Origin of the sequence: Aggregicoccus sp. 17bor-14 (assembly GCF_009659535.1) — a bacterium.
Lineage (GTDB): Bacteria > Myxococcota > Myxococcia > Myxococcales > Myxococcaceae > Aggregicoccus.
Window position 1 is genome coordinate 146,607 of the sequence record NZ_VJZZ01000010.1, and the last position, 24,938, is coordinate 171,544.

At 73.5% G+C, this 24,938-nt stretch carries 19 protein-coding genes; 12 read left to right on the top strand and 7 right to left on the bottom strand.

From position 1 onward, the window contains the following. Nucleotide 1: 1 nt before the first annotated feature. On the bottom strand, nucleotides 2-1,492 hold the full coding sequence (locus FGE12_RS19715) for a hypothetical protein (protein ID WP_153868067.1): 1,491 nt from the start codon (nucleotides 1,490-1,492) through the stop codon (nucleotides 2-4). A 98-nt stretch (nucleotides 1,493-1,590) separates the two neighbouring features. Between FGE12_RS19715 and FGE12_RS19720 the strand changes: the two genes are divergently transcribed. Further along, nucleotides 1,591-2,535 (top strand): class I SAM-dependent methyltransferase, encoded by a 945-nt coding sequence (locus FGE12_RS19720; RefSeq protein WP_153868068.1) that lies wholly within the window; start codon nucleotides 1,591-1,593, stop codon nucleotides 2,533-2,535. A 112-nt stretch (nucleotides 2,536-2,647) separates the two neighbouring features. After that, entirely contained in the window at nucleotides 2,648-3,148 is a 501-nt protein-coding gene (locus FGE12_RS19725) for an FBP domain-containing protein (protein WP_194798084.1), read from the top strand. Here FGE12_RS19725 and FGE12_RS19730 read toward each other — a convergent pair. Beyond that, nucleotides 3,121-4,152 (bottom strand): histone deacetylase, encoded by a 1,032-nt coding sequence (locus FGE12_RS19730; RefSeq protein ID WP_153868069.1) that lies wholly within the window; start codon nucleotides 4,150-4,152, stop codon nucleotides 3,121-3,123. The genes FGE12_RS19725 and FGE12_RS19730 overlap by 28 nt on opposite strands. Nucleotides 4,153-4,233: 81 nt before the next feature. Here FGE12_RS19730 and FGE12_RS19735 point away from each other — a divergent pair, with 81 nt between their 5' ends. The 7 genes from FGE12_RS19735 to FGE12_RS19765 all read left to right on the top strand — a co-directional run bounded on the left by FGE12_RS19735 (nucleotide 4,234) and on the right by FGE12_RS19765 (nucleotide 11,309). Continuing rightward, complete coding sequence (locus FGE12_RS19735) at nucleotides 4,234-6,315, top strand: methyl-accepting chemotaxis protein (protein ID WP_153868070.1); 2,082 nt, start codon at nucleotides 4,234-4,236, stop codon at nucleotides 6,313-6,315. Nucleotides 6,316-6,330: 15 nt separating this feature from the next. Then, the gene (locus FGE12_RS19740) at nucleotides 6,331-7,563 is read left to right on the top strand and encodes an MFS transporter (protein WP_153868071.1); all 1,233 of its coding nucleotides are present in this window, start codon (nucleotides 6,331-6,333) and stop codon (nucleotides 7,561-7,563) included. Between the two features lie 156 nt (nucleotides 7,564-7,719). After that, nucleotides 7,720-8,280, top strand: a complete 561-nt coding sequence (locus FGE12_RS19745) for a twin-arginine translocase TatA/TatE family subunit (protein ID WP_153868072.1) — start codon at nucleotides 7,720-7,722, stop codon at nucleotides 8,278-8,280. A gap of 24 nt (nucleotides 8,281-8,304) precedes the next feature. Continuing rightward, the gene (locus tag FGE12_RS19750; protein WP_153868073.1) at nucleotides 8,305-9,513 is read left to right on the top strand and encodes a twin-arginine translocase subunit TatC; all 1,209 of its coding nucleotides are present in this window, start codon (nucleotides 8,305-8,307) and stop codon (nucleotides 9,511-9,513) included. A 105-nt stretch (nucleotides 9,514-9,618) separates the two neighbouring features. Then, nucleotides 9,619-10,407 (top strand): FKBP-type peptidyl-prolyl cis-trans isomerase, encoded by a 789-nt coding sequence (locus FGE12_RS19755; RefSeq protein ID WP_153868074.1) that lies wholly within the window; start codon nucleotides 9,619-9,621, stop codon nucleotides 10,405-10,407. Between the two features lie 86 nt (nucleotides 10,408-10,493). Continuing rightward, entirely contained in the window at nucleotides 10,494-10,859 is a 366-nt protein-coding gene (locus FGE12_RS19760) for a hypothetical protein (RefSeq protein WP_153868075.1), read from the top strand. Between the two features lie 39 nt (nucleotides 10,860-10,898). Beyond that, a complete protein-coding gene (locus FGE12_RS19765) occupies nucleotides 10,899-11,309 on the top strand; it encodes a hypothetical protein (protein ID WP_153868076.1) in 411 nt (136 codons plus the stop codon). Here the strand turns inward: FGE12_RS19765 and FGE12_RS19770 are convergent. Next, nucleotides 11,306-11,857: a DUF2378 family protein gene (locus FGE12_RS19770; RefSeq protein ID WP_153868077.1), complete on the bottom strand. Its 552-nt coding sequence runs from the start codon at nucleotides 11,855-11,857 to the stop codon at nucleotides 11,306-11,308. The two genes, FGE12_RS19765 and FGE12_RS19770, sit on opposite strands and share 4 nt — an antisense overlap. A gap of 158 nt (nucleotides 11,858-12,015) precedes the next feature. On the opposite strand from FGE12_RS19770, the gene FGE12_RS30395 reads away from it, so the two are divergent. Further along, the gene (locus FGE12_RS30395) at nucleotides 12,016-15,870 is read left to right on the top strand and encodes a sialidase family protein (protein ID WP_228530934.1); all 3,855 of its coding nucleotides are present in this window, start codon (nucleotides 12,016-12,018) and stop codon (nucleotides 15,868-15,870) included. 4 nt (nucleotides 15,871-15,874) lie between these two features. On the opposite strand, the gene FGE12_RS19780 is transcribed toward FGE12_RS30395, so the two are convergent. The 3 genes from FGE12_RS19780 to pruA all read right to left on the bottom strand — a co-directional run bounded on the left by FGE12_RS19780 (nucleotide 15,875) and on the right by pruA (nucleotide 19,163). After that, complete coding sequence (locus FGE12_RS19780) at nucleotides 15,875-16,639, bottom strand: hypothetical protein (RefSeq protein ID WP_153868078.1); 765 nt, start codon at nucleotides 16,637-16,639, stop codon at nucleotides 15,875-15,877. 61 nt (nucleotides 16,640-16,700) lie between these two features. Continuing rightward, nucleotides 16,701-17,513, bottom strand: a complete 813-nt coding sequence (locus FGE12_RS19785) for an aldose epimerase (RefSeq protein WP_153868079.1) — start codon at nucleotides 17,511-17,513, stop codon at nucleotides 16,701-16,703. Nucleotides 17,514-17,525: 12 nt separating this feature from the next. Beyond that, the gene (pruA, locus tag FGE12_RS19790) at nucleotides 17,526-19,163 is read right to left on the bottom strand and encodes an L-glutamate gamma-semialdehyde dehydrogenase (protein WP_194798085.1); all 1,638 of its coding nucleotides are present in this window, start codon (nucleotides 19,161-19,163) and stop codon (nucleotides 17,526-17,528) included. 256 nt (nucleotides 19,164-19,419) lie between these two features. Between pruA and FGE12_RS19795 the strand changes: the two genes are divergently transcribed. After that, entirely contained in the window at nucleotides 19,420-21,039 is a 1,620-nt protein-coding gene (locus tag FGE12_RS19795) for a serine/threonine-protein kinase (protein WP_153868081.1), read from the top strand. A gap of 38 nt (nucleotides 21,040-21,077) precedes the next feature. After that, on the top strand, nucleotides 21,078-22,091 hold the full coding sequence (locus tag FGE12_RS19800; protein WP_194798086.1) for an asparaginase: 1,014 nt from the start codon (nucleotides 21,078-21,080) through the stop codon (nucleotides 22,089-22,091). A 93-nt stretch (nucleotides 22,092-22,184) separates the two neighbouring features. On the opposite strand, the gene FGE12_RS19805 is transcribed toward FGE12_RS19800, so the two are convergent. Then, nucleotides 22,185-24,929, bottom strand: a complete 2,745-nt coding sequence (locus FGE12_RS19805; RefSeq protein WP_153868083.1) for a hypothetical protein — start codon at nucleotides 24,927-24,929, stop codon at nucleotides 22,185-22,187. Nucleotides 24,930-24,938: the final 9 nt, after the last annotated feature.

Here is a 24,938-nt window from a genome sequence, read left to right on the forward strand (position 1 = left end):
GCTACGGGCTCGCGGTGGTCGCAGTGCCCGCGGGCTTGCAGCGCTGCTCGTAGTCCTCGAGCCGCATCGACATCCGGGGGGCAGAGGGGTCTCCCTGCGTGATGCGGGTGAGGGCCCGCCGCTGAAGGGCCCGGGCCTCCTCGCAGTGCCCCAGCTTCGCCATCACGAGCGCGTAGGTGTCCACGACGTAGGGGTGGTGGGGCGCGAGCCGCATCGCCGTGCGCGCCGGCTCCAGTGCGCGGGCCGCGTCAGCGCCCTCGTTCGCGAAGTACCACGCGTAGCTGTTGAGCGTGTGGGGGAGCTGGGGTGCGAGCGCCAGCGCTCGAGTGAGCGCCTCCGCGCGCTCCCCGGCGGGACCATCGGCCAGCTCGAGCATGTCGGCCAGCAGCTGCCATGCCTCCGCCTCCTGGGGGAAGTCGCGTGCGAGCTGGCGCGCCGCATCCAGGCGCTCCGCGACGGGCCGCGCGGCGGCGGCGAGCCAGCGCGTGGAGAAGCCCGCGGCGTCGTGCTGCTGCGCGAGCGCCGCCTCCTCGCGGACCCGCTGCTGGTGCGCCGCCGCGCCCTGGCCGCTCCACGCAGCGAGCTCGGCGCGCAGCCGATGCACGTCGCCATCCTCCATCCGTCGCAGCTGGGGATCCACGAACACCTCCGGCAGCTCCGTGCGCACGATGCGGTAGTCGCCCTTCATCGCGTAGGCCGCGAGCCGTTGCTGCTCCTGGTTCCAATCCACGCCGGCGAAGGTTGCCTGGAAGGCCGCATACGCCTCCTCGCCGTGGTGCAGCCGCGTGCGGAAGTCCGAGAAGCGCTGGGGCTGGGCGCTGAGCAGGTAGTGCACCCAGAGCCAGGCCGAGGCCCCCGCGTGCTCGGGCGCATGCACGCCCCAACGCCAGAGCTGCTCGATGGACAGCAGCCGGCCGTAGTCGCGCAGCGCCTTGAGCGCAGCGCGCTGGGGATCTCCGAGGGTGACGTGCCCGCCCTTCTCCAGCTGCACCGTCTGCACGTAGCGCGCGAGTCCCTCGGCGAGCCAGCGCGGCTCGGCGGGCATGGCCTGCCAGGTGAGGGGATAGGCCAGCACGTACAGCGGGCTGAGCGTGGTGCTGCTGCCCACCTCGTCCAGCCGCGCGAGCTGATCTGCCGAGAGCAGCAGCTCTGCACCGTCCAGGGTGACGCGGCCCGCCCACAGCGCGCGCCGACCGATCAGCGTCTGGAGCGCCCTCGAGTCCTGCAGCAGGACCACGTCGGTGGTGCCCGGCGGGTCGAAGTGCTGCACCCAGTCCAGCAGGACGGCGCGCCGGTAGCGCTCGAGCTGCACGAGCGCGCGAGCGGCCTCCTGCGACTCCAGATCCGTGCGCAGCCGGAAGTGCTCGCTGCGCAGCTCGCGCCAGGTCGCGCCGTGCTCGGCGGGACAGGTGGTGCTCGAACGGGTGGCAGCGCAGCCTGCGAAGAGGGCGCAGCACAGGAAGAGGGCCAGGGAGAGCCGCAGCGGGTGCATCCCCCACTCGTAGCATGCCGTGCACGCGCGCCGCACCCCGCGGCCTGCGGGGTCCCTGCCCACCCACGGGCGCTGCAATGCCGTAGGCTCCAAGGCCCATGCGCTTTCACGCGGAGCCCCTCGCCCTCATCGTGCGCCACCTGCGCGAGGCGCTCGCGCGCGGCGAGCCCCGGGTGCTCATCGAGGTGCCCGACCCGGACCTCGGCCGCGGCCTCTACGCCGGCGAACGCACAGGCCCGCAGGGGGAGCTCGTCGCGCGCTCGCTGCGCGCATGGGTGGACCTCGCGGAAGGCCTGGGCTGCCGGCTCCTCACCCCGCGCGCCCTGGACGCGACTCACGTGCGCCTCACCTTCGAGCGGCTCGGCGCGGAGGCGGCCTTCCACGGCGGGGGCGAGGCGGGGCCGCGCCACGAGCGCTATGGCGCCGCGTCCGCCTTCGCGCGGGTGCAGAAGCTCGAGGAGCCGGGCTTCCTGCTGCCGCTGCTGGAAGCGCTCGGGCGCGTGCGGCTGCGGCCGGGCGCGCGCGTGCTGGACCTGGGCGTGAACCGCGGCGACGAGCTCGCGGCCTTCTCCTGGCTCGAGCCCGCGCGCGAGGACCTCGCCTTCGTGGGCGTGGACCACAGCGCGAGCGCGCTCGCGGAGGCCCGCGCGCGCTTCCCCGACCCGCGCCACCTCTTCCTCGACGTGGACCTCGCGCACCTGCCCGCGTCCCTCGGCCGCTTCGACCTGGTGCTCTCGGTGGGCACGCTGCAGAGCCCCGGGCTGGACGGGCAGGCGCTGCTGCGCCGCCTGGTGCAGCAGCACGTCGAGCCGGCGTGCGCCCTGGTGCTGGGCCTGCCCAACTCGCGCTTTCGCGATGGAGAGGTGGTCTACGGGACGCGGGTGAGGAACCTGCGCGAGCCGGACCTCTCGCTGCTGGCGAAGGATCTCGCCTTCTACCGGCGCTACCTGCACCAGCACGGCTTTCGCACCTTCCTCGGTGGCAAGTACGACCTGTTGCTCACGGCGGTGCGCGGGGCAGGAGAGGAGGGCAGGGCGCCGTAGACGGAGAGGGGCGCTCGGGCACCCTCGCCCTGCGGGCAGGCAGCCGGGTGCAGAACGCCGCGCGGCTCACGGGACGGCGCGTTAGTGGGCAAGGTTCGCCAAGGAGAGGCACGTGTTTCGAATCGAGAGTGACCAAGCGCTGGTGCAGGCCTTCCGGCCGAGGGACCGCCGGCTCATCGAGATGCCTGCCGAGGTGCGCTTCCCGCACTTCGTGCGCGACTACCTCGTCTGGACGGAGACGAGCGGCGCGCGCGTGTACCTCGTGTTCGGCGCGCCCGGCACGCGCAAGCCCGTGGGCGTCATCTTCCGCCGCGAGGTGCAGCCGAGCCAGGAGCCGGGCGCGAACATGTGCGACTGGTGCCACACCTTCGGCTCCAACCTGGAGGTGGGGCTGCTCACGGTGGACGTGACCAACCGGCGGCGCGCGGGCATGTACCTGTGCCGCGACCTGCGCTGCAAGGAGAAGGTCGAGGACGCGGCGGACCGCGCGGGGCGCCACCCTCTCGAGGCCTTCCAGCGCCTCAACGAGCGCATCTTCCACTTCGCCCAGGAGGTGCTGGGCATCCCCGCGGGCGGCGTCTCCGCTCAGCTCGCGCCCAGCGTGGGCCAGTAGGGGCGCAGCGCCGCGCGGGACTCCGCGAGCGCCGCCGCGGCCGCGCGCGACACGCCGTCCGGAAAGCCGTCCCCGCGCCCCGTGAGCACCTCGAGGCAGGCGTGCACGCTGCGCGCGAGGCCCGAGAGGCTGTAGCCGCCCTCCAGCAGCAGCACCAGCTTCCCGTCGCACAGCTCCTCGGCGAGCGCGCGCGCACTCGCGCACATGGCTGCGAAGCCGCGCTCGGTCACCACCATCCCACCCAGCGGATCGTCCTCGTGCGGGTCGAAGCCCGCGCTCACCAGCACCAGCTGGGGCCGGAAGGCCTGCGCCACGGGCAGCAGCAGGCCGTGGAACACCGCGCCGTAGTCCGCGTCCGTGCAGCCCGGGGGCAGGCCGCAGTTGACGGTGAAGCCCTGGCCCGCACCCGCGCCCACCTCCCACGGCGCGCCCGTGCCCGGGTAGTAGGGGAACTGGTGCACGGACTGGTAGAGCACGTCGCGGCGGTCCCAGAAGCAGGCCTGGGTGCCGTTGCCGTGGTGCACGTCCCAGTCGAGCACCAGCACGCGCTCGGCGCCGAGCCGGCGCGCGGCCTCGGCCGCCACCGCCACGTTGTTGAGGAGGCAGAAGCCCATGGCGCGGCCCGGCTCCGCGTGGTGGCCGGGCGGGCGCACCAAGGCGAAGGCGTTGCGCGCGCGGCCCTGGAGCACCGCCTCGACCGCGCCCACGGCGGCGCCGGCGGCGAGCACCGCGGCGTCGTAGCTGTCCGGGCACATCCCGGTGTCCGGGTCCAGCTGGGCGCTGCGGCCGCGCAGCCCGGCGAGCGCCTGCAGCAGCGCGGGCGCGTGCGCAGCCTGCAGCTCGGCGGGGAGCGCCGGGCGCGGCGCCTCCAGCACCAGCCCCTGCACGGGGGCGCGCGCGAGCAGCGCGTGGATGCTCTCCAGGCGCGCCGGGCACTCGGGGTGGCCGCGACCCGGGTCGTGGCGGGCGAAGAGGGGGTCGGAGAGGAGCAGGGTGTGGGGCATGGGGCTCACCGGAGGATAGAACAGGGGAGGGGACCCGCTTTCTTGCCCTCGCGGGTGCTTGCTTCCTACAGTCCGTGGGCTTTGTCGCGTCGACTGCTCAATCCCGGTCTCCGGGGCGCCATCTTCGGGGCGTTCTCGCTCGCCCTCGTGCTCGTGCTGGGCGCCCTCTTCCTGTACATCCCGGCCCAGGTGGAGCAGTTCCTCCAGGATCGGCAGGTGGCGCATGCGCGCGCCAAGGCCCAGGAGGCCGTGCGCGCGTTCGCCGGACGCCCTCCGGACGGACGCACCGCCGCGCTGCTCGACGAGATGATCGCGGGCGACGAGGACCTGGACTTCCTCGCGCTGCTCTCGCCGGACGGCCGGGTGCTCGTGCGCACGCGCCGCGGGCCCGCGGACGTGCCCGACCAGCTCGAGCAGGTGCGCCTGCAGCGCTTCCCGCGCACGCTGCCCCAGCGCGGCGCGCCGCGCGTCGTGACCGAGCCGCTCACGGGCACCGACGCCGCGGATGCGGCAGGTGCGGCGGCCCCCGGCGGGGTGGGCTACCTCTCGGTGGGCGTGGACCACGGGGCGCTGTCCGGAGTGCTCGGAAGCCTGCGCACGGTGGTATTCGTGGCCTTCATCGTGGGGCTCGCGCTCACGCTGCTGCTGGTCTTCCTGCTCAGCCGCGCCTTCATCCTCGAGCCGCTGGACAAGATGATGATGGTGGCGCGCAAGCTGTCGGAGGCGGACCTCACCAGCCGCGTGGACGCGGACAGCGACGACGAGCTGGGCGCGCTCGCCGAGGCGCTCAACCGCATCGGGCAGAGCCTGCGCGACACGCTGGGCCGCGTGCGCGGCGTGAGCGAGGGCGTGGCCGGGGTCATCGAGCAGCTGAGCCGCACCGGCAACACGGTGTCCAGCGGCGCCGGCACCATCCAGGCACGCGTGGAGGAGACCAGCACCTCCATGGTGGAGATGATGGCCTCCCTGCGCGGCATCGCGGACAACGTGGAGGTGCTCTACCAGAGCGCCGAGGAGAGCAGCTCCTCCATCATCCAGATGGCGGCCACCAACGACCAGGTGGCGGAGAACGTCCAGGCCATGGCCGCGAGCGTGGAGGAGACCACCAGCGCCATCGAGGAGATGATCTTCAGCATCAAGGAGGTCGCGAAGAACATCGAGGAGCTCTACACCTCGACCGAGGAGACCAGCGCCTCCATCAGCCAGATGGACGCCTCCATCGGGCAGGTGGGCGCCAACGCGGACGAGACGGCGCGCCTCTCCGAGCAGGTGAAGGAGGACGCGCAGACGGGCGTGGAGGCGCTGCAGAAGACGCTCACCGGCATCGACCGCATCAAGGACACGAGCCGCACCGCCTCCAGCGTCATCGAGAGCCTGGGCAAGCGCATCAGCGCCATCGGCAACATCCTCAACGTCATCGACGACGTGGCCGAGCAGACGAACCTGCTCGCGCTCAACGCGGCCATCATCGCCGCGCAGGCGGGCGAGCACGGCAAGGGCTTCGCCGTGGTGGCAGAGGAGATCAAGGACCTCGCCGAGCGCACCGGCGCCTCCACCAAGGAGATCGCCGAGCTCATCCGCGGCGTGCAGGAGGAGAGCCGCAACGCGGTGAGCGTGATGAACCAGGGCGTGAAGAACGTGGAGGAGGGCGTGAAGCTGGGCCGCGAGGCGGAAGGGGCGCTGCGCAAGATCAACGAGAGCGCGCAGAAGAGCACCCAGATGGTGAAGGCCATCGCCAACGCCACCGTGGAGCAGGCGCGCGGCAGCAAGCAGGTGACGGCCGCCATCCAGCGCATCGCGGAGACCGTGCAGCAGATCTCCACCGCCTCCAACGAGCAGGCCAAGGGCGGCGAGCAGATCATGAAGAGCGCGGAGCGGATGAAGAGCATCACCGCGCACGTGCAGCGCAGCAGCCAGGAGCAGGCGCACGGCAGCAAGCAGATCACCCGCTCCATCGCCAACATCAACGAGATGGTGACGCACCTCAACCGCGCCCAGAAGGAGCAGACCGAGGGCAGCGGCCAGGTGCTCAAGGCGGTGGAGGCCATCAAGGGCGTGAGCGAGCACCAGACGCGCAGCGTGCGCCAGCTCGAGGAGGCCATCGACGGCCTGCAGAAGCAGGCCGAAGTGCTGCGCGCCGAGGTGCGCCGCTTCCGCGTGTAGCGCCGGCGCCCCGACATGCCGCGCTCTCCCTCTGAGCGCGCCGTGGTGTTCCTCATCGGCGCGGTGCAGTTCGTCAACATCCTGGACTTCGTGATGGTGACGCCCCTGGGCCCCTTCTTCGTGAAGGGGCTGGGGGTGGAGGCGAGCCACATCGGGCTGCTCGCCGGCAGCTACACCGCGGCCGCGAGCGTGGCGGGCTTCGTGGGCAGCTACTTCCTGGACCGCTTCGACCGGCGGCGCGCGCTGGGCCTGGCCATGGCGGGGCTGGTGGCGTGCACCGCCGCGGGGGGCCTCAGCACGGGGCTCACCTTCCTGGTCGCCACCCGCGTGCTCGCGGGCGTGTTCGGTGGCCCCGCCACCTCGCTCGCCTACGCGATCATCGCGGACGTCATCCCGGTGGAGCGGCGCGGCCGGGCGCTGGGCGCGGTGATGGGCGCCTTCTCGGTGGCGAGCGTGGTGGGCGTGCCGCTCGCGCTGCAGGCCGCGCAGCTGGGCGGCTGGAGGTTGCCCTTCTTCAGCGTGGCGGGGCTGGGGCTCCTCGTGGTGCTGGGCGCGGTGCTGCTCCTGCCCCCCTTGCGCGGCCACCTCGCGCAGGGCCCGCGCGCGCGGGTGCCCCTGCGCGCGCTGCTCGGCCGGCGCGAGGTGCAGCTGAGCTACACGCTCACCGCCACGGCCATGGCCGCGGGCTTCGTGGTCATCCCCAACTTTCCCGCCTACCTCGCGCAGAACCTGGGCTACCCCGTCACCAGCCTCTGGAAGGTGTACCTCTTCGGCGGGGTGGTGAGCTTCGCCACGCTGCGGGTGATGGGGCCGCTGGTGGACCGGCTCGGCTCCTTCCGCGTGGGCAGCGCCGGCACGGTGCTCGTGGTCGCCTGCACTGCGCTGCTCTTCCTGCACTACCCGCGCGGCCTGCCCGTGCCCCTGCTCTTCATGGCCTTCATGCTCGCCATGGGCACGCGCAACGTGGCCTACAACACCCTCACCTCGCGCGTGCCCGAGAACCCGGTGCGCGCGCGCTTCATGTCCCTGCAGTCTGCGGTGCAGCACCTCGCCTCCGCGAGCGGGGCCTTCCTCGGCTCGCAGCTGCTCACCGACCTGCCGGATGGGCGGCTGGGCGGGGTGGGGCGGGTGGCGTGGGTGTCCATCGTCCTCACCGCCTGTGTGGCCCCGTTGCTGCTCCTGGTGGAACGGCGGGTGCGCCGGCTCGAGGCGGCGCGCGCTGCGGGTTCCGGCCGCCCCCGGTCCTGAAACTCGCCCGAAGCCCGAAAAGCAGGCGGGGGGGCGGCGCGCCCGCCTGCCCGGCTGCTCCCACGGCGGCGGCGCATCGCGTGGTTGCCTTGGGGGGACTTGGGCGCGATAACCCCCTGACTCCCGAGCCCCACCCCCCTCCCGGGAGCCCACCTCATGTTCAATGTCGGCGCGGGCGAAGTCGTCTTCATTCTCGTAGCGGCCCTCATCATCCTCGGGCCACAGCGGCTGCCGGAGCTGGCGCGAGGCCTCGGCAAGTTCATGCGCGAGTTCCGCCGCCAGACGGATGAAGTGCGCGGCACGCTGGAGCGCGAGTTCTACCGGATGGACCAGGAGCTCGCGCGGGAGGAGCCCCCGGCCAAGGCTCCGGCTGCGACGCCTCCTGCGCCCGCCGCCTTCCCGCTGCCCGCGCTGCCGCCTGCGCCGCTCGAGGCGGCCCCCGCGCTCGCCGCGGCCGCCGCCGCTGCTGCGGCTCCCGCGCCGGAGCCCCTGGAGTCCGGGCCCCTGCTGGGCATGGACCGGCCGCCCCTGGACCCCAGCGTCGCGCGCACCCAGGCGCTCGAGCCGCTCACCCCCGAGGCGGCCGCCGCCGCGCTCGCCGCGCCCGCTTCGGAGAAGGAGCCCGGCGCGGAGCCCGAGCTGCCGCGGCTGCAGCCGGTGCCCGGCACCATCGCGCGCAACGCGCTCAAGCGCCCGCCCTCCGGCGACGAGATCTGAGCCCCCGTGAATCCTGAATTCCGAATGAGCCTCGCGGGGCACCTGACGGAGCTGCGCTCGCGGCTCATCAAGTGTGTCATCGCCGTCTGCGTGCTGGGCGTCGTGGCCCTCATCTTCGCCCGCCCCATCTTCGGCGTGCTGATGCGCCCGGTGCTCGCGGCGCTGCCCCCCGAGAACCGCGCCCTCGTCTACACCTCCGGCATCGAGGAGCTGAACGTCCTCATGAAGGTGGGCGTGTACTGCGGCGTGTTCCTCACCACGCCGGTCATCCTCTGGCAGCTGTGGGGCTTCGTCTCGCCGGGGCTCTACGTCGAGGAGCGGCGCTTCGCCGCGCCCTTCGTGCTGCTCGGCTCGCTCGCGTTCCTCATCGGCGGGCTGTTCTGCTACTACGGCGTGCTGCCCTCGATGTTCCAGTTCCTCCTCAACGAGGAGAGCACCGGCGCGCTCGAGCAGCGCCTGGACACGGCGCGCCTGCACGGGGACGAAGCGCTGCGCTTCCTGCGCATCGGCGAGACGGAGCGCGCCGGCCAGCTCGCCAAGAGCACCAGCGCGGCCCTCACCGCCGCGGGGGACGGGCAGCTCGAGGAGCCCGGCCTGGTGCCCACGCTGGACGTGGAGATGCCCGCGCGCATCGACGCGCTGGGGCGCATGCTGGACGCGGCGAGCGTGGGCTTCGGCCCGCCTGCGCGCGGCGTGCTGCGCCAGGCCACCGAGCACCACGCCGAGGCCGTGGAGGCCTACGGGCGCGGCCAGCTGGAGGCCGCCGCCAAGGCGCTCGATGCCTCGGCGAGCCTGCTCGCCGGCGCGGCCCCCACGCGCAGCGAGGAGATCTCCAGCGTGTGGCGCCTGCAGAAGGAGCTCGCCAGCGGCAAGGCCCGCTACGACCAGCTCAACTGGACGCGACCCATGCTCACCATGAACGAGCAGCTCTCGCTCGTGCTGCTGCTCATCCTCGCCTTCGGCGTCATCTTCGAGATGCCCATCGTGATGGCGCTGCTGGGCGTGGTGGGCGTGGTCAACAGCCGCTTCCTCTTCAAGTACCAGCGCCACGCCTTCGTGGTCTGCCTCATCGCCGCCGCCATCATCACCCCCACCGGCGACGTGGTGAACCTCTCGCTCATGGGCGGCCCCATGATCCTCTGCTACGAGCTGGGCCTGCTCGCGGTGTGGATGATCGAGCGCAAGCGCGCCAAGCGCCTCGCTGCCTCCGGGGACATCACCCCCGCTCCCTGAGTTTCCGGTTTCGACACTGTGCTCTTCCCTTGGAGCCGAAGGCCCGCTAAGCCCTCGGCCCTGCTTTCGCAGTTCCCCTTCTCCTGACGTGACGAGGTGACGACGATGCGCAAGAGCCTGCTGTTTGCCGCACTGCTGAGCCTGGCGGCGTGCCAGAAGGAGGGCGCCTCCTCCTCTTCCGGTGGCGCCACCGCCTCCGCCGGTGCGCCCCAGACCGAGGACCAGAAGACCCTCTACGCCATCGGCCTCGTCGAGGCCCGCCGCCTCGGGGTGTTCAACCTCACCAAGGAGGAGCTCGCCCAGGTGCAGCAGGGCCTCTCCGACGGCGTGACCGGCGCCAAGCCCCAGGTGGAGCTCGAGACCTACGGGCCCAAGATCAACCAGCTCGCCCAGGCGCGCATGGGCGCCAAGAGCGAGACCGAGAAGAAGAAGGGCCAGGACTACCTCGCCCAGCACGCGAACGATCAGGGCGCGCAGAAGACCGAGAGCGGCGCGCTCTACATCGAGAAGCAGGCGGGCAGCGGCGCGCAGCCGGCCGTGAGCGACACCGTGAAGGTGCACTACAAGGGCACCCTCATCGACGGCACCGAGTTCGACAGCTCCTACAAGCGCGGCCAGCCGGCGGAGTTCCCGCTGCAGGCCGTCATCAAGTGCTGGACCGAGGGCGTGGCCAAGATGAAGGTGGGCGGCAAGGCCCAGCTGGTGTGCCCCTCGGACGTGGCCTACGGCGACCAGGGCCGCCCGCCGCAGATCCCCGGCGGCGCCACGCTGCTCTTCGACGTGGAGCTGGTGGACATCACCACCCCCAAGGCGGAGCCCACCGGCGCCGCGGGCAAGCCGGGCACCAAGGCCCCCGCCGCCCCGAAGGCCGCTCCCAAGCCCGCGACGAAGTAGTCCGCGAGCTTCCTGAGTCCGTGCGCGCGCGCCGTTCCCTCCCGGGGGCGGCGCGCGTCGCCGTTTGGGGAGCCTGGGAGCCACGCATGAGCGAGCCCCTCTTCCGCTCGAGCCTCCCGCCCCCTGGCGGGGAGCGCCCGCTGCGCCTCACGCTGCTCTGCGCCGTCGGCGCGCTCGCGGCCACCAGCGCGCTCGCGCTGGGGCTCACCGGGGACCTCGCCCAGCAGGTGGGCCCGCTGTTCTGGCCCTACCTGCTCGCGAGCGCCGGCGGCACGCTGCTCGCCGTGGCGGGGCTGTGGCGCCTGAGGCGCTGGGGGGTGGGCGTGTACGCGGCCACCGCGCTCCTGGACAACGCGGTGCTCCTGCTCACCGGGGACTGGCGCTGGTTCACGCTCGCCATCCCGCTCTTCGTGCTGGGCGTGTGCGCGAGCGTCTGGCGGCGCCTGCGCTAGCTGGACTTTGGCTCTTCCTTCGCCTGTTGTGGGTGACCCATGCCCTTCACCCGCCATGACGCCGTGCTGCAGGCCGTGCGCGCGCTCGGCCGCCACGCCTCGCAGCTCGCCGAGGCGCCCGCGGCCGAGCAGCCGGGCCCCGCGCTGCAGAGCATCCGCGAGGCCTGCCTCGCGGCGCTGGGCATGGAGTTCGACGTGCTCACCCGCTTCGACGCGCGCTCGGTGACGGGGCTGTTCAGCCACCCCGAGCAGGTGCGCATCCTCGCGCGGCTCGTGGACACCCAGGCGCGCGTCCTCCACGCGCACGGCGAGGTGGCGCGCGCGCTCGCGGACAGCCTCTATGCCTGGCAGCTGCTCACCGCCTCTCGCGCGCGCTTCGGCGTGGGGCGCGACGGGCACGCCGCAGACGCGCTGCACGGCGCGCTCGGCGGGCTGCCCCCGCTCGACTAGCGCTCCTCCCAGCGGATGCGCAGGGTCGCCTCCGGCGGCGCGTAGCTCTCCACCTCCACCTGCGCGCGCGTGCCGCCCGAGCCTTCCACCACGCCCTCGAAGAAGCCGCGGTAGTAGCTGGGCATCCCCAGCGCGTCGTTGAGCCACAGGCTCACGTCCCGCTCGCCGCGCGCGGTGAGCCGCGTCTGGGTGAAGGTGTCCGAGCTGCGGAAGTTCTTGCTCATCTGCAGGAGCGTGCGCCGCGTGCCGATCAGCCGCGCCACCCCGCGCACCGCCCGCCCGATGGGGGTGGCGAGGTAGCCGTCCAGCACCGCGCGCCCGAGCAGCCTCAGGGCCTCGGCCTGCGGCAGCTGCGGGTGCAGCGCCGCGGCGAGCTCCTGCACCGTCACCACGAAGAGCTCGGCGGGGTAGGCGGGGAGCACCGGGCGGCGGAAGTCCACGCCGCGCTCGCGCAGCCGGTCCAGCGTCGCGCCGGGCACCTGCGGCGCGACGTGGCGGTAGAGCCCCGCGAAGGTGTTGCCGAAGATGATGCGTGCGGGGGGAGCCATGGCCTCGGGGGTGGAAGGAGCGCTCCCGGGCCCCCCTGGCGCGCGAGGCCCGAGGATAGGGCACTGTCGGGAAGTGGCGCCAGGGCTCGGCCGAAGGGGCAGTGCCCGCAGGCTGCCCGGCCCCCCACCTTCCGGGCTGCGCCCCGGAGACTCCCTTCATGCCCCTCTTGGCCCTCGCGCTCGCCGGCGTCCTGGCTGCGTCACCCTCCACGCTCGCCCGCATCTCGGACGGCAACGCCCTCACGCTGCCTGCGCAGCGCCACGTGGTGCGGGTGGACCCCGGAGACGGCGCGGCCATCTGGCTGCTCGCGCTGCAGCAGGGTGGGGTGGACGGCCACGGGCTCGTCTTCTACCGCAGCGACGACGAGGGGCAGACCTGGTCGCTCGCGGACCCCATCCAGAACGACGCGACCCACACGGACCGCGCGGACCTGCTCGTGGTGGGCCGCGACGTGGCACTCGTCTACTCCTACGAGGGCCCGGACTTCACCGGCTCCACGCGCCACGACGTCTTCTTCCAGTGGTGGCGCTACGTGCCGGAGACGCGCGGCTTCCAGCCCGAGCCCGCCGTGCGCGTCTTCGACTCCACCTCCAGCAGCACCGGCTACGCGCGCGGCCAGCTCGCGCGCGACTCGCTCGGGCGGCTGTGGGTGATGGCCTTCAGCCTGGAGTCGGGAGGCGGCAGCCGCGTGGTGCTCTCGGTGAGCACGGACGGCGGGCACACCTTCGCCGCGCAGCCAGACCTCGCGAGCCTTCCGCGGCGCGGCGGCGGGCGCCTGCTGCACCTGGGCCAGCGCCTCATCGCCCTGTGGGGGATGCACGACAGCGGAGGCACGGCCTCGCGCTTCCGCCTGCACGAGGACGCCGCCGCGCCCGGCAGCTGGGGCCCGAGCACGCAGGCCTTCCCCGAGGCCATCTACCACGGCGCCGCGCTCTCGGCGGTTGCCACGCCCGAGGGCGGGATGCACCTCGTCTACAAGGACGAGAGCGAGGTGCTGCTGCACCGCTACTTCGACGGCACCTCCTTCGGCCCGCGCACGGTGCTGTTCGCAGGCGAGTGGGCCGCCCAGCCGGCGATCACCCGCGTGGGCTCGCGGCTCGTCATCTGCACCAACCGCGCCCTCACCGACACCAGCTTCCGCCTGGAGGAGCGCGTGCTCGAGAGCGGAGTGCTCTCCGCCCCCGTGCTGCTGGACGGCAGCGCCACGTGGAAGGGCTACCCGGCCGCGGTGGAAGTGCTGCCCGCGGGCGTGGCCGTGCCCTGCGTCTACTCGAACACCGCGAACGCCGGGGTGGGCGGCAACGAGCTCTATGCCTTCAGCGACGCGCTCGCCCCCGAGGTGGACGGCGGCACGCCGGATGCGGGCTCGCCCGATGCGGGCAGCCCGGATGCGGGCATGCCGGACGCGGGCGCCGGGGACGCGGGTGCGCCCCCGCCTCCGCCTGCCGGAACGTTACTGCTCTCGGATGACTTCGGCCGCAACGCGGCGAGCCTGGGGTCTGCGTGGACGCAGGTGAGCGGGGTGTACTTCACGGACGGCCGGGCGGCCTCGGACCGGGACTCCGGGAACCAAGCCTACGCCAACGGCGCCACTTGCCGCGACTGCCGCGTGGAGGCCACCGTGCTCGGCTTCGGAGTGCCCGAGACGGGGCTGTTCCTGCGCGCGCCGGCGCTGCGCCCCGATGACCGCTACGACGCGGTGCTGCTGGGAGATGGGCGCGTGCAGGTCCATCGGCACCGCGCGGGCCTGGTCACCGTGCTCGGCTCGGCGGCGAGTGGCCTCGCCGCGTTGGACACGCCCGCGAAGCTCTCGCTGAGCGCCGTGGGCAGCGCGCCCGTGTCGCTCGTGCTCGCGGTGAACGGCGTGCCCCGGGTGAGCACCGAGGACACCGGACCGAGCGCCCTCGTCGAGGCGGGCTACGGCGGCCTGTGGACGAACCGCGCGGGCGTGGTCTTCGATGCCTTCCGGCTCTGGATAGAGGGCACGAGCGGTACGCCGGATGCGGGCGTTCCGGATGCGGGCGTTCCGGATGCGGGCGTTCCGGATGCAGGAGCGTCCGATGCTGGAGTGCCGGACGCAGGTCTTCCCGATGCCGGAGTTCCCGATGCCGGTACTCCTGATGCGGGCCTGCCGGACGCGGGTGCCCCGGACGCAGGGCCGCCGGACGCCGGCGTGCCGGATGCGGGAGCGCCTGATGCGGGCGCCCCGGACGCAGGGTCGTCAGACGCAGGCGTGCCCGATGCGGGGCTGCCGGATGCAGGCGCACCCGACGCGGGCCTCCCCGATGCCGGAGCGCCGGATGCAGGGACACCCGACGCGGGCGCTCCAGGCCCTGGCGGCGTGCTGTTCTCCGACGACTTCACGCGCACCAGCCTGGGCACCTCTTGGCAGGCAGTGCGCGGGCTGTGGTTCCTCTATCGCAACAACGTTGCATCTGACCTCGACGGCGCGGACCAGCTCGCCGCGCTCGGGGCGAGCTGCCGCGACTGCGAGGTGCAGGCACTGGTGACGAGCTTCGGCGTGTCCGAGGCTGGCGTGTACCTGCGCTCGCCCACGGCCGGTGCGACCGGCGACCGGTACGATCTCGTCCTGCGCTCGGACAACAGCGTGCAGATTCGCCGCTTCCGTGGGGGCACGAGCACCGTGCTCGGCACGGCCTCGAGCGGCCTCGCCTCCGCGAGCACGGGCGGTACCCTCAAGCTCAGCGCCTCGGGCAGTGGGCCCGTGCAGCTCACCGCCTCGGTGAACGGCAGCGTGCGGCTGCAGGTGACGGACAGCTCCAGCAGTGCGCTGGGCACGGCGGGCTACGCGGGCCTGTGGACGTTGCGCGCGGGCGTGGTCTTCGACGACTTCGTCCTCACCTCGCTCGGCGGCGCACCGCCCCCGACGGACGGAGGCGTCCCGGACGCGGGGACTCCGGATGCGGGTGTGCCAGATGCCGGCTCGCCCGACGCCGGGACGTCGCCGGATGCAGGCGTTCCGGACGCAGGCACGGGCACCCGCCTCACGCTGTCGGTGACGCTCACCGAGACGCGCTTCAACTTCCTCGGCGTGGACGGCAGCGGCACGGCCTACGCCACGCGCTTCGGCGAGTCGGAGTCGCGGCTCTACGCGAGCACGGACAACGCGCGCACCTGGACCCTGCGCGGGACGCACCCGAACGGCAGCAGCTTCAAGGAGCTGGCGGTGCTCTCCAACGGCACGCTGATCGCGGACACGCAGCGCAGCAGCTCGCACTGGCTCTCGCGCTCGACGGACGGCGGGCGCACCTGGAGCGAGGTGCTGAGCGCGGGGGTGTACCGGATGCTCACGCCGCACAGCATCGCCGAGCTCGACGGGACCGTGTACTGGGCGGAGTACCAGACCTTCACCGGTGAGGCGACGCCCATCCGGGTCTGGGCGAGCACCGACAACGGCGCCACCTGGAGCGTGCGCGCCACGCTCAACGGGCACCGCCACGCACACGGCCTGCGGGCGGACCCTGCGCGCAGCGCGCTGTGGATCTACTTCGGGGACACGACGCCGCAGGGCGCCACGCTGCGCTCCACGGACGCGGGGCGCACCTGGACCACGCTGCTTACCGGGCAGGAGGGCATCATCGTGGACGCGGAGGTGCTGCCCAACGGGGATCTGATCTTCGGGCAGGACATCTCCTTCCTGCCCGAGCGCCCGGCCATCGGGCGGCTCTCACCCACCGGCGTGTACACGGTGCTCGCGCAGCTCCCCGGCCCCAGCTACTCGGGCCATACGGTGCGCAGCGGCGGCTTCGTCATCGGGGCCACGCGCGAGCCGGGCGGAGACATCTACCCGCCGGGCGCGGAGAACGCCTACCTCTACGGCAGCCTGGACGGCGTGACGTGGGAGCCGCTGCTCTCGTACCGGCGGCTCAACACCGTCGACAACGCGCGCATGGACGTCTACTGGGAGCTGCCCACGGGCGAGCTGGTGCTCGAGCTGGAGAACGTGCAGCCGGCGAACGGCTACCAGCTGCTGCGGCCGGGAAGGCGCTGAGCCCCTACGGCGAGGGCGCCGCCGACTCGCCACCCCCGAAGCGGCCGCGCCCGCCGCCGGGCCGCTCCTCGCGGCGCATCTGCTCGTAGGCGGCGCGCTGGCTCTCGTCGAGCACGCGGCCCACCGCGGCGTCCGTCTCGCTGCGCAGCGCGCGCATCTGCTCGCGCACCGGCTGCCCGTCGCCACCCGCGCCTGCCTGGCGCTGGGCGAAGAGCGCCTCGCGCTTCTGGGCCTCGGTGTCCAGCAGGCGCGTGAGCTCCCGCTCCTGGCTGCCGCTCAGGCGCGCCTCCTGGACGAAGCGCTGCAGCCGCTCCTGGCGCGCCTGCGTCGCCTGCTGCTGGCGCGACTGGAAGCGCTCCTGCATCAGCTCCTGCTGCGCGGCGACGACGGCCGCCTTGAGCTGCTCGCGCCCCTCGGGGCTGTTCATGGACTCGCCCACGATGAGCCCCTGCACGTCCGCGCGCAGCTGCTGCACCTGCTCGGCGAGCGCCGCCGCGTCCGCGGGCACCTGCGCGCCCGTGCCCACGGGCGCTGCGCCCGGTGCCCCCGTCATCCCGTGCTCGAGCGCCGCCGCCCGCCGCGCGAGCGAGAGCGTGGTCACCTCGAGCGCCTCCACGCGCCGTGCGTACGCGTCGAACTGCGCGCGGGTGGGGCCCTCCACCGCGTCAGCGGTCCCGGGCGGAGGGGGCGGCGGCTCGTGCCGGAGCAGCGTCACGGCGAGCGCGGCGAGCGAGACGGCGAGGGCACTCCACGGAAGGACTCGATTCATGGCACCCCGCGTGACGGTTCGAGCGCGGGATTATTCCACGCTTCGGGGGTGCCCGGACTGCCTACACCGCGATGCTCAGCTGCAGCGCGCGCGTCTCTCCGGGCGCGAGCCACAGCAGCCCCTCGCCGGTCTTCAGCGCGCCGCCGCGCGCCGTCCATGGCTCCACGCAGACGAAGTCGCGCCCGCCCAGGGTCCACACCACCATCGTGTGGAACTCCGGGCTCCACGCGAGGCGCACCGGCCGCAGGCCCTGCCCGCGGTGCACGACGGTGCCGTGCGGCGAGTGGTCGAGCAGGTGCAGGTCCACCTCGGGGTCCTCGAGGGGAAAGCCCTGGAAGGGGCGCTCGCGGCCCTGCAGGTTGTCGAAGGCGCGCGTCGCGTCCGTCTCGATGCGCACGTGCGCCTTCTGCGGCTGCGGCACGTAGAAGTAGGGGTGCATCCCGAGGTGCAGGGGCATGCGGCGCGCATCCCGGTTCTTCACCTGGAAGGCGAGGTGCAGCGCCGGGCCCTGCAGCCGCACGAAGAGTCGCGCCTCGAAGTCCCAGGGGAACTCGCGGCGCGTCTGCTCGCTGCTCTCGAGCCGCAGCACGGCGCGGTCTGCCTCCTGCGCCTCCAGCGTCCAGGGCAGGTCGCGCGCGAAGCCGTGCTTGCGCATCGAGACCTCGCGCCCGTCCACCGCGTACTTCCCGCCGGGGATGACGCCGGGGCTGGGGAAGAGCAGCGGGATGCCGCCGCGCACGCTCTTCTTCGGATCCGCGAGCGTGCGCTCGTCGAGGAAGAGCACCGGCTCGCTCGCTACGCTGAAGCGCGAGACGAGCGCGCCGCGCTCGGGGACGATCTCGGCCCGGGAGGGGCCCTCCACCAGGGTGACCATGGGCGCGCCCCGCTATTTGTCGAGGTAGGGGTAGGGGACGCGGGTGGGCGGCACGAAGTTCTCCTTGATGGTACGCGGGCTGGTCCAGCGCACCAGGTTGAGCATCGAGCCGGCCTTGTCGTTGGTGCCCGAGGCGCGGCTGCCGCCGAAGGGCTGCTGGCCCACCACGGCGCCGGTGGGCTTGTCGTTGATGTAGAAGTTGCCGGCCGCGTGGCGCAGCAGGTCCATCGCCGTCTCGATGGCCTTGCGGTCGCGCCCGAAGATGGCGCCGGTGAGCGCGTAGGCCGCGGACTGGTCCACCTCGCGCAGGGTCTCCTCGAACTTCGCGTCCGGGTAGACGTGCAGGCCCACCACGGGGGCGAAGATCTCCTCCTGCATGATGCGGTGGCGCGGGTTCTCCAGCTGCACCAGCGTGGGCTTCACGAACCAGCCCTCGCTGCGGTCGGCGTCGCCGCCGGCGACGATGCTGGCCTCGCTGCCGCCCTGCTTCGCGAGCTCCAGGTACGCGCTGGTCCGCTTGAAGCTCTTCTCGTCGATGACTGCGCCCATGAAGTTGCGGAAGTCCGTGGGGTCGCCCATGCGGAGCTCCGAGATGAACTCCTGCAGGCGCGCCTTGAGCTTGGGCCACATGCTCTGCGGCACGTAGATGCGGCTCGCGGCGGAGCACTTCTGGCCCTGGTACTCGTAGCCGCCGCGCACGATCGCGGTCGCCACGGCGTCCAGGTCGTCCGCCGCCGAGGCGTGCACGAAGATGAAGTCCTTGCCGCCCGTCTCGCCCACCAGGCGCGGGTACTGCTTGTAGCGCGCGATGTTCTCGCCCACGGTGCGCCACATCGACTGGAAGGTGGGCGTGGAGCCGGTGAAGTGCACGCCGCCCAGCTGCGGGTGGGTGAGCGCCACGTTGCCGATGGTGGGGCCGTCGCCGGGCACCATGTTGATGACGCCGTCCGGCAGGCCCGCCTCGCGCAAGAGCTCCATGATGTACCAGGCGCTGTAGGCCGCGGTGCTCGAGGGCTTGAACAGCACCACGTTGCCCATGATGGCGGGCGCCGTGGGCAGGTTGAGCGCGATGGAGGTGAAGTTGAACGGGGCCACCGCGAAGACGAAGCCGTCCAGCGGGCGGTAGTCCGTCATGTTCCAGTTCTGCGGCGCCGCCTCCGGCTGCTGCATCAACAGCTGCTCGGCGAAGTGGACGTTCCAGCGCAGGAAGTCGATGGACTCGCAGGCCGCGTCGATCTCCGCCTGGTGCGCCGTCTTGCTCTGCCCCAGCATGGTGGCCGCGTTCAGGATGGGCCGGTAGCGGGTGGCGAGCAGCTCGGCGGCGCGCAGGAAGATGGCCGCGCGCGCGTGGAAGGGCATGCGGCTCCACTCGTCCTTCACCGAGAGGCCGTTCTCGATGGCGCGCTGGGTGATGGCGGCGTCGCCCTCGTGCAGGGTGGCCAGCACGTGGCTGTGGCGGTGCGGCATGCGCACCTCGTCCGTCTTGCCGGTGCGCACGTGCTTGCCGCCGATGATGACCGGGATCTCGATCTTCTCGGCCGCCATGCGCTTGAGGGCCGCCTGCACCTCGGCGCGCTCGGGGGTCCCGGCGGCGTAGGAGAGGACCGGCTCGTTCTTGGGCGGGGGAACGCGGGGGAAGGCGTTGATCACGCGGGGTACCTCGGGAGGAGGGTGGGAACGCTGGAAAGGTGGCCGGCACCCTACAACCCCAGGGGCGGGTTGGGGGTGCGCCGTGCTGGGGGAAGAACAGCCGGGCGCACCGCTGCACATCCCCGGACCATTGCCCGGAGGTCCAGTGACCCGGGAAAAACCCGCGCCGCTGTCTGGCTTTGCCCGCAGGGGCCCGCCTACACTCCGCGGGCTTCCCGCCTCTCCCCCTCTGGACACCTTCCGCCGAGCCCTCCGCGTGAGCGACTCCCGACCGCCTGCTCCCCCCTCGCCGAAGGCGCCGGACGCGACGTGGGATGCGCTCGAAGGCCCCACGGAGGGGCCGACGGAGGAGGTCTGCGGCCGCGAGTCCGGGGACATCGACCCCTTGAGCGAGGCGACCCGCGAGCGGCCGCCGGACCCGGCGCTGGCGGTGTTCGCGGTGGGCGAGGAGGTGGCGGGCCGCTACCGCATCCTCTCGCGCGTGGCGCGCGGCGGGATGGGCGAGGTCTACGAGGCGCTGGACCTGGAGCTGCAGGACACGGTGGCGCTCAAGGTCATCCTGCCGATGGAAGCGGCCGAGGCGGACGGCGCGGTGGAGCGCTTCCGGCGCGAGGTGCAGCTCGCGCGGCGGGTGACGCACCCCAACGTGTGCCGCATCTTCGACGTGGGGCTGTCGCGGCCGCGCGGCGGGGGGGCTGCCCGCCCCTTCCTCACCATGGAGTTCCTGCGGGGCGAGACGCTGGACGACCTGCTGCGCCGCGAGGGGCAGGTGTCCACGCAGGACGCGCTGCCCCTGGTGCGCCAGATGGTGGCGGGCTTGAGCGCCGCGCACGCCGCGGGCGTCATCCACCGCGACCTCAAGGCGAGCAACGTGCTGCTCGTGCTCGAGCCGGACGGTCAGGACGCGCTGCGCGTGGTCCTCACCGACTTCGGGCTCGCGCGAAGCCTCCACGCGCGCGACACCTCCTCGGTCTCGCGCACGGGAGACCTCATCGGCACGCCCGCGTACATGGCGCCCGAGCAGCTGGAGGGCGGCCCCATCACGCCCGCCACGGACCTCTACGCGCTGGGCATCGTGCTCTACGAGCTGCTCACCGGCGCGCGGCCCTTCCGCGAGACCTCCGCGCTCGCCACCGCAATGCGCCGCCTGCGCCAGCCGCCGCCCAGCCCGCGCCGCTACGTGCCCGGGCTCGACCGGCGCTGGGAGCACGCCGTCCTGCGCCTGCTCGAGCGCGACCCCGCTCGCCGCTTCCAGAGCGGGCACGCGCTGCTTCGCGCGCTCGAGGGCCCCGCGCCCCGCCGCCCCTGGCTGCTGCCTGCCGCGGGCGCGCTCGCCGCGGGGCTCGCGCTGGTGGGCGGGGGACTCGGCGTGGCCGCGCGCCGCGACGCCGCCCCCGTCCCGGACGAGCCGGAGGTGTACGCCCCGGCGCCCGCCGCCGCCCGCCGCGCCGTGGCGGTGCTGGGCTTTCGCAACCTCTCCGGCCGCGACGAGGCGCAGTGGCTGTCCACCGCGCTGCGCGAGCTGCTCGCCATGGAGCTCGCCGCCGCGCCGCGCCTGCGCACCGTTCCGGGCGAGGCGCTGGCCCCGCTTACTCCCCCGCCAGGCCTGGAGCCCGGCCGCGTCCAGCTGCAGCAGCTGCACGCGCGCGCGGGCGTGGACCTGGTGGTGAGCGGCACCTACCTGCTGCTCGCGAGCGGCGCCGGCCCGGACCGGGACGCGGGCCCCCTGCGCCTGGACGTGCGCGTGCAGGACGCGGCCACCGGCGAGACGCTGGCCTCGCTCTCGGAGCGCGGCGAGGCCGGGCACCTGCTCGAGCTGGTGGCGAGCGCGGGCGAGCGCCTGCGCCGCGCGCTCGGGGAGGGCAGTACGCGCTGAGGCAGGCGGGCGGCGCGCGTGCTATGGCGCGGGCCACCATGTCCCAGCTCTCCCCGCCGCTCAGCATCGAGTCCACCCGCTCCGGTCACCGCGAGTCCGTGCACCGCGTGCACGTGGCGGTGGTGGACGCGCGGGGGAGGCGGGTGGCGAGCGCGGGAGACCCCGGCCTGGTCACCTTCTGGCGCTCCGCCTGCAAGGCCTTCCAGGCGCTGCCGCTGGTGCAGGACGGGGCCGCGGACGCGTACGGCTTCGGGCCGCGCGAGCTCGCGCTCGCGTGCGCCTCGCACTCGAGCGAGCCGGTGCACCGCGCGCTCGCGCAGCGCATGCTGCAGCTCGCGGGCAACACCGAGGCGCAGCTCGCCTGCGGGCCGCACCCGCCGCTGTCGCAGGCCGTGGCAGACGCGGCGGCGCGCGAGGGCGTGGCCCCCACGCCGCACTGGAGCAACTGCTCGGGCAAGCACGCCGGCATGCTCGCGCTCGCGCGCCACCGGGGCTGGCCGCTCGAGGGCTACGAGCGGCGCGGGCACCCGCTGCAGGAGCGCATCCTGGACGAGCTCTCGCGCTGGACGGACGTGCCGCGCGAGCAGGTGCTGCTCGCGGTGGACGGCTGCACGGCGGTGAACTTCGGGGTGCCGCTGCACGCCATGGCGCTCGCCTACGCGCGGCTCGGCACCTCGGCCGAGCCCGCGGCGCAGCGCCTGTGCGAGGCGATGGCCGCCCACCCCGAGCTCGTGGCGGGCACCGGGCGCCTGTGTACGGAGCTGATGGCGCTCGCGCGCGGGAGCGTGCTCGCCAAGGTGGGCGCCGAGGGCATCTACAGCGCCGTGGTGGTGCCCCTGGGGCTGGGCATCGCGCTCAAGGTGGAGGACGGCGACATGCGCTGCGCCCCGCCCGCGCTGCTCCACGTGCTGAAGGAGCTGATGGCCCGGAGTGGCGAGCGCTTCGCGCTGGACCTCGCCCCGCTCGCCCACCACGCGGAGCCCGCCCTCCGCACCACGCGTGGTGAGCAGGTGGGCTCCCTGCGTGCGGTGGGTGCGCTGCACTTCGCCTGAGCCCCGAAAAGGGTGGGGCCGCCCCGCGCCCGGAGCCCCTCGGGTGAGAGGCTCCGGAGCAAGGCGGCCCCGGAGGTGAGACGGAGCCCGGCGCTACGGCGCGCCGAGCACCTCGAGCTTGCCGATGCCGAAGCCCGCGCGGCCCACCACCGTGTTGCCGGCGTGGTCGCGCAGCGCCGCATCGAACGCGGTGTTGCTGCTGAGCGCCGCGCCGTCGAACACCACGCTGGACGTGGTGATGCCCGGCTGCAGGTCCAGCGCGACGGAGAAGAGCACCGTGCCGGCCGGGATGACCGTGTCATCCGGGACGCCGCCGCTGCCCCCTGCCTTCTGGCTCTGCACCGCGACGAGCGTGCCGCTCATCGGGCCGGACGCGGGCAGCTTCGCCAGCGCCGCCATCGGGGCCTTGCCGGGGTTGAGCACCGTGCCCGGGGTGAACTTGGCCAGGCGCACCGTGGCCGGGTTGACCGGCAGGTTGAAGCCCACGCCGAAGCCCGTCAGGGCCTCGCTCGCCACCAGGTCGAGCACCAGGTGCGAGGCGGTGGAGGCCGGGTTGGTCACCAGGCGCACCGAGCCCGTGCTGGGCGCGGTGTAGGCGAGGCCGGACGCCACCACGGAGAACGCCGCGCTGTCCCCGTGCAGGTCGCCGAGGGTGGCGCGCAGCGTGTAGCCGGTGCCCACCGTGTCCACGGTCAGGCCCGTGAAGGTCACGATGCCCTTGTCCGGGGTCGCGGTCAGCGTCCCGCCCAGCTTCGCGCCCGCCGCGCCGCCCACGAGCGAGAGCGTCACCTCGCGCGTCTCGGTGGCCGCCACGTTGCCGAACGCATCCTTCAGGGTGAAGGACACGTCGAAGGGACGGCCCACCACCACCTCCGCCGGAGGCGCCCGCGCGGCCAGCACCTCGGCCGCCGGGACGGGCACCGCCGCGAAGGCAGCGGTGTCACCGTGGAGGCTGCCGAAGGTCGCGCGCAGCACGTAGCCGGTGCCGACGTCGCTCACCGACACGCCCTCGAAGGTCGCGGTCCCGTTGGAGACGGGAACGGCGACCGTGCCGCCCAGGGCCGCACCCGCAGGGCCCCCGACGAGCGAGAGCGCCACGGAGCCCGCCTCGGCGGTGGCCACGTTGCCGAACGCATCCTTCAGCGTGAAGGCGACGTCGAAGGGACGGCCCGCACCCACCTCGCTCGGCGGGCCGCTGGAGGACACCACCTGGGTGGCAGCCGCCGGCGTCACGTCGAAGGCCGAGGTGTCCGCGTACACGGTCTCGCTGACCGCGGCGCGCAGCACGTAGCCCGTGCCGGCCTGGGACAGGGACACGTCCGAGAAGCTCGCCACGCCCTGGCTCGAGCTCGCCGTGAGGGTGCCGTGCAGCGGCGCACCCGAGGGGCCGCCGACGAGCGACAGCGTCACCGTCTGCGCGGTGGGAACCACGTTGCCGAACGCATCCTCGAGCCGGTAGGAGAGCGCGAGGCTCTGACCCGCCACGACGGAGGAGGCCGGCACGCGGGTGGCGACGACCTGGGCCACCTCCGCCGCAGAGACCTCGAAGGCGCTGCCCACCGAGGGGGCCCCCGAGCCGATGGCGACCTGCAGCGTGTAGCTCCCCGCCACCCGCGCGCTCACGCCGGTGAAGGTGGCCACGCCGCCGCTGCTCGCCTGGGACAGGGTGCCCTGCAGGGTGCCACCCTCGGGGGCGCTGGCCACCGAGAGCTTCACCACCGCATCGGCGGGGTTGCCGAAGGCATCCACCACCGCCGCCGTCACCACCGGCGTGAACGCCACCCCGGCCACGGCGCCCGCCGGGGTCGAGGTCAGGCTCGCGGTCACTCCGGCCGCGGCCGTCACGTCGAACGCGGTGCTGGTGCCGCTCGCGCGCCCGCTCGCGGTCGCCTTCAGCGTGTAGCCCGTGCCGGCCTTCTCCACGCTGAGGCCCCGGAAGGTGGCCACGCCCGAGACGAAGGGCGCCGTCGTGAGGCCCTGCAGCTCGGCGCCGTTCGCGTTGCCGAGCGAGAGGGCAACCTCGCCCTGCGCCTTGGTGTCCAGCTTGCCCGCGCCGTTGCGGGCCTCGACCTTGATGGTGCCCAGCGAGGTGCCGGCCACGGCGCTCGCGGCGGGCTGCGCCGCGAAGGTGAGCCGGCCGTCCTTCACGTTGAAGGCCTCGGTCTTGGAGGCGGTGAGGGTGCCGCCCACCACGCTCAGCTGGTAGTCGCCGGGCTTGTCCACCGCGAGGTCCGCGAAGGTGGCCTCGCCGTTGACCACCGGTGCCGTGAGCGTGCCGCTCAGGGTGGCGCCGGTGTGGTTCACGTCGATCAGCGTCACGCTGACCGCACCGCTCGCGCCGGTCGCCGGGTTGCCGTACGCATCCTTGAGCAGGACGTGCAGCACCGGCAGCTCCTGGCCGATGGAGACGTCGTCCAGGGGGGTCGTGGTCCCGGTGAGCGTCACGGCGGCGGCCGCACCCGCGCTGACCTTGAAGGCGCTGGTGCTCGCCTCGTGGCCCTGCTGGGTGGCCTTGATCACCACGCCCTCACCCGCCTGGGTGAGCACGAGGCCGCTGAACACCGCCACGCCCTTGGTGGGCGCGCGGTGGGTCACGCCGGAGAGCGTGGCGCCTGCCGGAGCGCTGGCGAGCGACAGCTCCACCTCGCCCTTGGCGTCCTCCACGGTCTTGCCCTTCTCGTCACGCACGGTGACGGTGAGCGAGAACTCCTTTCCGGCCACGGTGTCGCCGGGCTGGGAGGTGACGGCGAGGGTGTTGTTCGAGTCGGAACCTCCGCAGCCGGCGAGCACCGCCAGGCCGAGGAGGAGCGAGGCAACTACTGCAGACGGGTAACGCAAGATCTGGGA

Coding starts and splice junctions, on each gene's coding strand:
- FGE12_RS19715 (WP_153868067.1), bottom strand. CDS start 1,492: ATGCACCCGCTGCGGCTCTCCCTGGCCCTCTTCCTGTGCTGCGCCCTC.
- FGE12_RS19720 (WP_153868068.1), top strand. CDS start 1,591: ATGCGCTTTCACGCGGAGCCCCTCGCCCTCATCGTGCGCCACCTGCGC.
- FGE12_RS19730 (WP_153868069.1), bottom strand. CDS start 4,152: ATGCCCCACACCCTGCTCCTCTCCGACCCCCTCTTCGCCCGCCACGAC.
- FGE12_RS19740 (WP_153868071.1), top strand. CDS start 6,331: ATGCCGCGCTCTCCCTCTGAGCGCGCCGTGGTGTTCCTCATCGGCGCG.
- FGE12_RS19745 (WP_153868072.1), top strand. CDS start 7,720: ATGTTCAATGTCGGCGCGGGCGAAGTCGTCTTCATTCTCGTAGCGGCC.
- FGE12_RS19750 (WP_153868073.1), top strand. CDS start 8,305: ATGAGCCTCGCGGGGCACCTGACGGAGCTGCGCTCGCGGCTCATCAAG.
- FGE12_RS19755 (WP_153868074.1), top strand. CDS start 9,619: ATGCGCAAGAGCCTGCTGTTTGCCGCACTGCTGAGCCTGGCGGCGTGC.
- FGE12_RS19760 (WP_153868075.1), top strand. CDS start 10,494: ATGAGCGAGCCCCTCTTCCGCTCGAGCCTCCCGCCCCCTGGCGGGGAG.
- FGE12_RS19765 (WP_153868076.1), top strand. CDS start 10,899: ATGCCCTTCACCCGCCATGACGCCGTGCTGCAGGCCGTGCGCGCGCTC.
- FGE12_RS19770 (WP_153868077.1), bottom strand. CDS start 11,857: ATGGCTCCCCCCGCACGCATCATCTTCGGCAACACCTTCGCGGGGCTC.
- FGE12_RS30395 (WP_228530934.1), top strand. CDS start 12,016: ATGCCCCTCTTGGCCCTCGCGCTCGCCGGCGTCCTGGCTGCGTCACCC.
- FGE12_RS19780 (WP_153868078.1), bottom strand. CDS start 16,639: ATGAATCGAGTCCTTCCGTGGAGTGCCCTCGCCGTCTCGCTCGCCGCG.
- FGE12_RS19785 (WP_153868079.1), bottom strand. CDS start 17,513: ATGGTCACCCTGGTGGAGGGCCCCTCCCGGGCCGAGATCGTCCCCGAG.
- FGE12_RS19800 (WP_194798086.1), top strand. CDS start 21,078: ATGTCCCAGCTCTCCCCGCCGCTCAGCATCGAGTCCACCCGCTCCGGT.